The 2976-nt window shown below is 65.1% G+C and carries 4 protein-coding genes; 2 read left to right on the plus strand and 2 right to left on the minus strand.

Annotated elements, in window-relative coordinates; translation table 11 throughout:
• Positions 1-85 precede the first annotated feature (85 nt).
• Complete coding sequence (locus AC2W7M_RS22910; protein WP_486135186.1) at positions 86-568, plus strand: DUF1254 domain-containing protein; 483 nt, start codon at positions 86-88, stop codon at positions 566-568.
• A 316-nt stretch (positions 569-884) separates the two neighbouring features.
• Positions 885-1982, plus strand: a complete 1098-nt coding sequence (locus AC2W7M_RS22915) for an acyltransferase family protein (protein ID WP_486135180.1) — start codon at positions 885-887, stop codon at positions 1980-1982.
• A 375-nt stretch (positions 1983-2357) separates the two neighbouring features.
• On the opposite strand, the gene AC2W7M_RS22920 is transcribed toward AC2W7M_RS22915, so the two are convergent.
• Positions 2358-2702 carry a DUF1491 family protein gene (locus tag AC2W7M_RS22920; RefSeq protein WP_486135182.1) on the minus strand — a complete coding sequence of 115 codons (345 nt, stop codon included), beginning with the start codon at positions 2700-2702 and terminating at the stop codon, positions 2358-2360.
• Positions 2702-2976 (minus strand): peptidoglycan-binding domain-containing protein (locus AC2W7M_RS22925; RefSeq protein WP_486135184.1); only part of this gene is annotated, 275 nt, incomplete at its 5' end. The genes AC2W7M_RS22925 and AC2W7M_RS22920, both read right to left, overlap by 1 nt.

Consider the following 2976-nt stretch of genomic DNA (forward strand, 5'->3'; position numbering starts at 1 on the left):
TCCTGGCGCGGATCGCCCCGCTGGCCGGCGGGGCTGCTGCTCTCGGCGGCGGTGGCGGTGGTGCTGGCGGGCATCGCCCCACATCATCTCCATCCTCGCCATGCCGGCGCTGGCGGAGCGCAACGCCTATGCGCGCCTGTCCGAGCTCGCCGAGAGCAACATGATGGTGATGCTGCCGGACCCGACGCCGCAGGAGGCGGTGCTGCCGATGATGGACCCGGCGTTCATCTCGGCGGTCTGCCTCTACGACCTGTCGCAGCGGCCGGTGAAGGTGAGGGTTCCGGCGACCTCCGACTATACCTCGGTGTCGTTCTATACCGCCGAGGGGCTCGCTTTCTACGCGCTGAGCGACCAGGCGGCGGGGGCGGTGATCGAGCTGGACCTCATGACCGCGGCACAGAAGGCGGCGCTGCCGGAGGACGAGGAAATCACCGCCGCCGACCGGCTGGTGATCGTCTCCCCCTCGGTGGAAGGCGTGGTGATGGTGCGGGCGTTCGTGCGCGAGCGGGGCATGCGGGCCGGGGTGCGCAAGCAGCTGGAGGCGGCGGGCTGCGGCGAGGCCGGCTGAGGCCGTACGGGGCGTGTCCTGCTTTGCTGCTGTGCAGCACCACACTGGACGCCTCGCGCGGGCGAATGCTAGGCTCATTTAGTCCGAGGATGGTATAGGCGTCGTCATTCTACAAATCTGGAACGTGCTTGAAATTGCCCTCGCGCGGCAACAGGCGCGGGATAAAGCCAATCCGCGGAATTCCACGCTTCCGCCATCCCGGAAAACGCCGGTACTTTTCCGGCTCCCTACACGACTTTAGATTGAATCCCAATCGACTGCACGAATGAGGCCGCAGATGTCCGTTCCAACGACTCAGCCTCGGTCCGAGCAACTGGTGTCGGTCCAGTATCTGCGCGCCATTGCTGCCCTGCTCGTGGTGATCTCGCACGCCTCTATTGAGGCGCAGCAATTCTTCAAGCTGCAGCCGCTATTCCCGACCAAAGCGTTCTCCAACGGGGTCGATCTTTTCTTCATCATCAGTGGTTTCATTATCTATCACTCGAGCATCAAGCTATTCGACCAGCCCGGCGCAGTGGCAACCTTCGCCAAGAACAGAATCATCCGCGTGGTGCCGCTCTATTATCTTGCCACCACGCTCGCATTGCTCATCATCGTCTTCTTCCCCTCGGGCGTGAATGTCACCGGGGTGGATTGGCGGCACGTTCTCGCAACTTACGGGTTCATCCCCTACCCGCGCCCATTCGATGGACAGATCAAGCCGATCCTTGCGCTCGGCTGGACGCTCAATTTCGAGATGCTGTTTTACTGCATCTTCGCGTTCTGCATGCTGGCGCCAAAGCGGTTCGTGGGGCCGCTCGCCATCCTGGTGCTGATCTGCTTCACCATGGCGCGATTCGTACTGCCGGCCGGGGCGCCGCCCGCATTCTTCGTGTGGACCACGAGCATCATTCTGGAGTTCGCGTTCGGCCTGATCATAGCCATGCTCTACGAGCGCTACGGTAAGCTGCCGGTGCCACTGATCTGGGCAATTCTGCTCGCGGTCGTGGGCTTCGCGCTGCTCTATTATCTTAACACTCCGCCGAAGCCCCTCCCTCTCAAACGCTGGATCACCGCCGGCGTGCCCGCGGCTATGATCGCGTTCGCCGCCATCATGCTCTTGCCGCACCGCATCGAGGCGAAACTGCCGCGCTTCGGCGTCGCCCTTGGCGACAGCTCCTATTCTCTCTATCTGGCCCACCGCTTCATCCAGCGCCCGATCCAGATCGCGGTGGCGAAGTTCTCGCCTTTCCCGCTCGAACAGACTGGAGTGATCTATTTCTTCACCGCGGTCATCGGCGCCCTTGCATTCGGGCATTTCGTGTATCTGACGGTGGAGCGGCCTTTGCTCAGATGGCTGCGGGGAAAGAAGGCGCGCCCGGCCGAGCCAGGAGAGCGGAGCGAGCCGAAAGCACCGAAATACGCCGGCGAGTAGCCTAAAGATGTTACACATGGGCTCTGCCGGCCCGTCGTAACGCCGGGCCAGCGGGCCCGTTCGTTTGGGTCGGTGCCACTTAGTGGCCCTTGCAGCTGGCGCCCGGAGCCGCACGCGCCGACGGCGCTGAAACCTGGACCTCCGGCCCATGGCGTTCAATGCGCACCACGGGGAGTATCACCACCACGGGTCCGACAAGCTGCACCTTGTCGCCAGGAAAGTCCGCAGCCGGCGGCCGCCGCCGGCTGGCGTCGAACTGAATGACAGTGCTCATGCCCCTCTTCCTTTCGGTCGGATGCCTGCGAACAACGTCCGTTTTACGGTTATTGTTTCGCCGACCTTAACGACGCATTAACCACGCTTGGCGCGCGGCTTTCAGGCGGGCACGATGTCGAGGAAATGGCGCCCCGCCCGGTCCTCGATCTCCACCACATAGATGTCGGGATCGTATTTCAGTTCGCGCGCAAGCCGCGCGTCCACATTCGCCTCGGGGCTGCCGGGCGGCAAGACGACGGCGAATTTGCGCGCCGCCGGAAACGCCTCGTCGAAGGCGGTCTGGGGCGCGGGGCCATAGAGCGCGGCGGTGCCGTCGCGGGGCGTCACCTTGACGAAGATGGCGCCCGCCTCTTCGGCGCCGCGCCGCGCCACCGTGGCGAAGGCGCCTTCCACCTGAATCTGGCGCAGCAGCGCCGAGACGAAGATGGCGCTCTTCAGCCGCATCAGTTCACCGCCGTGCCGGTGACTGCGGACAGCTCGCGCACCAGGCGGTCGGACATCTCCCCGTCGGCCGGCAGGTTGCGGTCGCGCTGGAAGCGCTGGATGGCGAGGCGCGTTTCGGTCCCGGGGCGACCATCCACCTTGATGGGGCCGTAGCCGAGCCGGGCGAGCGCCTTCTGCACCGAGAGCACGCGCCCGTTCGCCGGCAGTTCGGCCGGCGGGCGCACCGCCCCCCGTGACCTCCGGGCGATGGCGCGGAGCCGACCGCGGCGAGCGG

This window comes from Xanthobacter sp. BG11Y11_SDJG (genome assembly GCF_057364445.1).